The sequence below is a fragment of the Promicromonospora kroppenstedtii DSM 19349 genome (genome assembly GCF_000515355.1).
GTDB classification, from domain to species: Bacteria; Actinomycetota; Actinomycetes; order Actinomycetales; family Cellulomonadaceae; genus Promicromonospora; species Promicromonospora kroppenstedtii.
This window is the reverse complement of record NZ_KI911754.1, coordinates 8,558-14,869: the sequence shown is the minus strand read 5'-3', so window position 1 is coordinate 14,869 and position 6,312 is coordinate 8,558. Positions and strand designations below refer to the sequence as shown.

Genomic DNA, 6,312 nt, shown 5'->3' with positions numbered 1-6,312 from the left:
CGCACCTGGGGCGACCGCGACGCCGTCGCGGCGCGCCGCCTGACCCTGGCGCGCGAGCTCGTCACGGCGCTGTCGGCGGAGCTGAACGTCCCCGTGGAGAACCTGCTGCAGCCCGACGCGCTGCGCCGGCTGTGCTGGACACCACCCGCGACCGCCGACGCCGCCGGGATCGCCGAGTTCCTCCGGGGCCGGGGCGCTCGTGAGTGGCAGACGGGGCTGCTGGCGCAGCCCCTGGAGCGGGCGTTCGCGCGAGCCGCACAGGAACCGGTGTGAAAGCCTCACGCCGACCCCAGTAGAGTCGTCCCCATGCCAGCCCTGTCGGAGCCAATCACGCTCGCCGTCGACGTCGTCACCGATCCTTCGACCTGGGACCGGGAGGTGCTCGCCCTCGGCGGCCACCCCCTCCAGCTGTGGGGCTGGGGCGAGGTCAAGGCGGCCGGGAACTGGCGTGCGCACCGCCTGCGCGTCACCGAGGACGGCTCCACCGTGGGCCTCGCGCAGCTCCTGGTGCGGCCGCTGCCGGCCCAGTTCCGGGCACTGTCCTACGTGCCGCGCGGCCCCGTCGTCGCGCACCACGACGGCGAGACCGCGCAGGCCGTGTTCGGCGTGGGCGACACCGCCACCCGCAACGCCGTGACCAACACCGTGGTGGAGTGGGCGCGGGAGAACGTGGGCGGCGTCGGTATCACCATCGAGCCCGACTGGCCCGCGGGCACCCAGCTCGACCTCAACGGCCGGCGCTACGCGCCCAACCAGATCCTCATCCCGAGCACGCTCATCCTGGACCTCACCCGGCCCACGGACGAGCTGATGGCGGACATGCGCAAGTCGACGCGGTACGAGATCCGCAAGGGCGGCCGCGCGGGCCTCGACATCCGCCGCGTCACGGAGGACGCCGAGGTGCTGCGCGTGCTCGACGTCTACAAGGAGACCGCCCAGCGCGCGGGCTTCGCCATCCACGCCGACGAGTACTACCTGGACGTCAACCGGAAGCTCGGCGACAAGTCGGTGCTGGTGGCCACCTACATCGACGACGTGCCGGCGTGCTTCGCGTGGTGCGTCAACTCGGCCAGCACGTCGTTCCTGCTGTACGGCGGCGGCAACGACGCCGGCCGCAAGGCCACCGCCACCGCGCCGACGTACTGGCGCACCATCGAGATCGCCCGCGAGCAGGGCCTGGTGCGGTACGACATGAACGGCCTGCTCAACGACGGCATCAGCGACTTCAAGAAGAGCTTCGCGAAGCACACCGACGAGCTCGTGGGCTCGATCGACGTCTCGTTCTCGCGCTGGTACACGACGTGGAACAGCGCGCTGCCGACGGCCAAGAAGGTCGTCCGCAAGCTCCGCGGCAACTGACCGCACCCACCCCGCCGGAACGCGCCGTGGCGCCCGGCTCGCCGCGAGCCACGGAAGTGCGCTTCTACCCAGTCCTTGGGCCCGGAATCAGGCTGGTTCCGGGCCCAAGGACTGGGTAGAAGCGCACTTCGTGCGTTCCGAGACTGGGTTTCAGGAGAGGGCGCGACCCGGTCTCAGTTCGTGCGTGCTTTTTACCGGTACTCGCGGTAGCGTGTATCTCGATCCAGCGGCGTCGCACCCGGACGCCGCCGTCCCGAAAACCCCAGGAGTCCTGCTGATGACCGCAGCCCCGGAAACACCGCGCGCGCGCCGCGCCGTCCGCGACGTCGTCTTCGTCGACGGCGCCCGCACGCCCTTCGGCAAGGCCAAGCCCGACGGCATGTACGCGCAGACGCGTGCCGACGACCTGATCGTGAAGGTGGTGCGCGAGCTGCTGCGGCGGCACCCCGAGCTCCCCCCGGAGCGGATCGACGAGGTGGCGATCGCCGCCACCACGCAGCAGGGCGACCAGGGGCTCACCCTCGGCCGCACCGTCGGTATGCTCGCCGGCCTCCCCCAGTCCGTGCCGGGCTACGCCATCGACCGCATGTGCGCCGGCGCCATGACGGCCGCGACCACCACCGCCGCGGGCATCGCCATGGGTGCCGCCGACGTCGTGATCGCGGGCGGCGTGGAGCACATGGGCCGCCACCCGATGGGCTTCGACGCCGACGTCAACCCCCGGTTCGTGGCCGAGAAGCTCGTGGACCCGCAGTCGCTGAACATGGGCGTCACGGCGGAGAACCTGCACGACAAGTTCCCGCAGCTCACCAAGGAGCGCGCCGACCGGTTCGCCGTCGAGTCGCAGGCCAAGTACGCCAAGGCGCTGGCCAACGGGAACATCGACCCGGACCTGGTGCCGGTCGCCGTCCGCTCGGCGGAGCTGGGCTGGGGCCTGGCCACGGCCGACGAGCTGCCCCGCCCGGAGACCTCCTTCGAGTCCATCCAGGGCCTCAGGACGCCGTTCCGCCCGGGCGGCCGCGTCACCCCCGCGACCTCGTCCCCGCTGACCGACGGCGCCACCGCCGCGATCCTCGCCTCCGGCAACGTCGCGGCCGAGCTCGGCCTGCCCGCGAAGATGCGGCTCGTCTCCTACGGGTACGCCGGCGTGCCGCCGGAGATCATGGGCTACGGCCCGGTGCCCTCCACGGAGAAGGCGCTCAAGGCCGCGGGCCTGACCATCGACGACATCGGCCTGTTCGAGCTGAACGAGGCGTTCGCCGTGCAGGTGCTCTCGTTCCTGGACCACTACGGCATCGCCGACGACGACCCCCGCGTGAACCCGTACGGCGGCGCCATCGCCATGGGCCACCCGCTGGCCAGCTCCGGCGTGCGCCTGATGACCCAGCTCGCCCGCGAGTTCGAGCAGCACCCCGAGGTCCGCTACGGGCTCACCGCCATGTGCGTGGGCCTGGGCCAGGGCGGCAGCGTCATCTGGGAGAACCCGCACCACGCCGACTACGCCGGCCACACGGACGAGGAGAACTGACCCGTGACCGAGAACTCTTCGACGACGACGTTCACCGAGCGCGTCACCCACGCGCTGGTCCGCGACGTCCAGCTCCCCGGCGGCGCCGGCGTGCTCGCGCTGGTCACGCTCGACAACGGCCTGGACCACACCAAGCCGAACACGTTCGGGCCGGCGGGCATGGCCGAGCTGAAGGCTGCGCTGGAGGTCGTCCGGAGCCGTGCCGAGGCCGGCGAGATCGCGGCGGTCGGCGTGACCGGCAAGCCCTACTTCGTCGCCGCGGGCGCCGACCTCAAGGGCATCACCTCGGTGCACGACCACGCCGAGGCCGTCGAGCTGGGCCGCATGGGCCACGCCGCGTACACGATCCTGGGCGACCTGCGGGCCACCACCGGGGTGCCGACCTTCGCGTTCGTGAACGGGCTGGCGCTCGGCGGCGGCCTCGAGGTCGCGCTGAACTGCGACTACCGCACCGTGGCCTCCGACGCCGCGGCGCTCGGCCTGCCCGAGACCGGCATCGGCCTCATCCCCGGTTGGGGCGGTGCCTACCTCGTACCCCGCCTGGTCGGCGTGGAGAAGGCGGTCGAGGTCATCCTCACGCGCCCGGCGGCGAACAAGCCGTACAAGCCGGCCGAGGCCCTGCAGATCGGCCTGGTGGACGCGCTGTTCGAGGCCGCCGACTTCCTGGAGCAGTCCATCATCTGGGCCGCGAAGGTCGTCACCGGCGAGATCGAGGTGCCCCGCCGCGAGCTGGACCCGCAGCCCGTGTGGGACGCCGTGATCGGCGCCGCCAAAGCGCAGCTCGACGCCGTGGTCGGCACCTCGCGCCCCGCCCCGGGCCGCGCGCTGGAGCTGATCGCGGGTGCCCGCGACGCCGCGAAGACGGACGCGTTCGCGGCCGAGGACGAGGCCCTGGCGGACCTCATCATGTCCGACGAGATGCGCGCCAGCATCTACGCGTTCAACCTCGTGGGCGCCGGCAAGAAGCCCGCGGGCGCGCCGGACCCGAAGCTCGCGCGGCCCATCACCCGCGTCGGCGTCGTGGGCGCGGGTCTGATGGCCGCGCAGATGGCGTTCCTGTTCGCGCAGCGGCTCGGCGTGCCCGTCGTCATGCGCGACCTGGACCAGGAGCGCGTGGACAAGGGCCTGGCCTTCGTCCGCGAGACGGCCGAGAAGCTGGCCGGCCGCGGGCGCCTGACGCCCGAGGCCGCTACCCGCATCGTCGCCTCGGTGAGCGGCACCACGGACATCGGCGAGTTCGCCGCGTGCGACTTCGTGATCGAGGCCGTCACCGAGGTCATGGGGCTCAAGAAGAAGGTGTTCGCCGAGCTGGAGGGCATCATCTCGCCCGAGGCGATCCTGGCCACCAACACCTCGGCGCTGTCCGTCACCGAGATGGCCGCCGACCTGGCCCACCCCGAGCGCGTGGTCGGCATCCACTTCTTCAACCCGGTGGCCCAGATGCCGCTGGTCGAGGTGATCAACGCCGAGCACACCTCCGACGAGGCGCTGGCCACGGCGTTCGCCGTCACCAAGAAGCTCCGCAAGACCGCGGTCCTGGCGGGCGACCGCCCGGGCTTCGTGGTCAACCGCCTGCTGCTGCTGGTCATGGGCAAGGTCATGGACGCCATCGAGAACGGCACGCCGGTCGACGTCGCGGACCGCGCGCTCGCGCCGCTCGGCTTCCCCATGCCGACGTTCGAGCTGCTCGACCTGGTGGGCCCCGCCGTCGGCCTGCACGTGCTCACCTCGCTGCGCGAGGACCTGGGCGACCGCATCCCGGCCTCCCCCGGCCTGCAGAAGCTCGTGGCCGACGGCACCCGCGTGGTGCTGGACGCACCCGCCAAGGGCCTGCCCAAGCCCGTCGACCCGGCCATCCAGGCCGTGTTCGGCGAGGCGCTCGTCGCGGGCGAGACAGGCCGCCACGGCCAGGTCGTGCTCGACGGCGACGGCGTGCTGGACGCGGTGCTGACCACCCTGACCACCGAGATCGGTCTCATGCTGGAGGAGGGCGTCGTGCCCTCGCCGCAGCAGATCGACCTCGCGATGATCCTGGGCGCCGGATGGGGCTTCCACACGGGCGGCATCACGCCGTACCTGGACCGCACCGGCTACAGCGAGAAGGTGCTGGGCAGGCGGTTCCTGCCCGACGGTGTGGCGAACGTGCAGACACGCAGAGCCTGACGGCCCCACCGGGACCCTCCGACAGTCGGCGCGCATCGTGCGTGCCGACTGTCGGAGGGTCCCGCTACGCTCGCGCACATGACGGATGCCAGCTCGGGCACGCGAGCGCACTACGTCGTCGTCGGCGACGGCCCCCTCGCCTTCCGCCTCACCCGGGCCCTCGCCAGCCGCTTCCGCGGCTCGGTCACGGTGGTGGTGCCCGACCGCACCTCGCGGTACGCGCAGGACATGGTCGCGCTGGACGCCGTCGACCTCGTCGAGGCGGACCGGGTCGACGAGGAGGCCCTGCAGGCGGCGGGCGTCGAGCGCGCCGCGGCGGCCGCGCTCGTGGACCAGGACGACGGCGGCAACGTCGCCCTCGCGCTCCTGCTGCGCGAGCGGTGGCCCGGGTTGCGCGTCGTGGTCCGCATCTTCGACGAGTCGCTCGGCCGGCACCTCGAGCACGACCGCTGCACGGTCCTGTCGTCCTCGGCGTTCTCCGCCCCCGAGATCGTGGGCGCGGCGCTGCGCCGCCAGGTCCGCCTCCCGGTGCGGCACCGCCGCCTGGTCACGGTGTCGGACGAGGAGGAGGCCCTGCCCACCCGCATGGTGCTGTTCGCGTCGGACGGCGGCGGCGACGTGGTGGCCCTGCCGACCGAGGGCGAGCTGGGTGGCCTGACGCCCAAGGTGCTTCTCGCGGACGCCGGCCCGGACGACGTGCTGCCGGAGGTCAAGGCGGAGCTGGAGCCCGACGAGGACGAGGTGGACCCGCACCGGCGCCGCCGGTTCGGCGACTACCTGCGCACCCTGGCGATCACGTCGGGCTGGAACCTGCTGCTGGCCGCCGCCGTGCTGCTGGTGGTGGTGCTCGTCGGGGCGGTGACCATCAAGCTGGCCACCGGCGCCTCGTTCCTCGGGGCACTGTACGAGGCCGTGCTGCCGTCCCTGGCGGGCAGCGACCCCGACCACGACGCGCACCCGGTCGTCAAGGTCACCCAGGTGGCGCTGACGGTCGTGAGCGTCGCCGTGATCCCGTGGGTCACCGGTGTGGTGGTCGACGGCGTGGTGCGCACCCAGCGGCTGCTCGACACCGGCTCGCCGCTGCACGCGATGTCGGACCACGTGGTGGTCGTGGGCATGGGCGACCTCGGCACCCGGATCGTGCGGTCCCTGGACCGGCGCGGCGTCCCGGTCGTCGCCGTCGACGTCGACGAGTCGGCGCGGGGCATCGCGGTGGCGCGCGCCCGCGACGTGCCCGTGGTGATCGGCGACGCCCGGCGGGC

General features: G+C 72.7%; 4 protein-coding genes and 1 pseudogene. All 5 read left to right on the top strand.

The genetic code is table 11. The features are described from left to right. A pseudogene (locus PROKR_RS26080) lies at positions 1–273 on the top strand (ribonuclease D); the annotation flags it as partial. 33 nt (positions 274–306) lie between these two features. Beyond that, positions 307–1,359 carry a lipid II:glycine glycyltransferase FemX gene (locus tag PROKR_RS26075; RefSeq protein WP_036969556.1) on the top strand — a complete coding sequence of 351 codons (1,053 nt, stop codon included), beginning with the start codon at positions 307–309 and terminating at the stop codon, positions 1,357–1,359. Between the two features lie 277 nt (positions 1,360–1,636). Continuing rightward, on the top strand, positions 1,637–2,887 hold the full coding sequence (locus PROKR_RS26070; protein WP_036969553.1) for a thiolase family protein: 1,251 nt from the start codon (positions 1,637–1,639) through the stop codon (positions 2,885–2,887). Positions 2,888–2,890: 3 nt separating this feature from the next. Then, positions 2,891–5,050, top strand: coding sequence for a 3-hydroxyacyl-CoA dehydrogenase NAD-binding domain-containing protein (locus PROKR_RS26065; RefSeq protein WP_036969550.1), 2,160 nt, complete (start codon positions 2,891–2,893; stop codon positions 5,048–5,050). A 78-nt stretch (positions 5,051–5,128) separates the two neighbouring features. After that, a partial coding sequence (locus PROKR_RS36280) for an NAD-binding protein (protein WP_036969546.1) occupies positions 5,129–6,312 on the top strand: 1,184 nt, incomplete at its 3' end.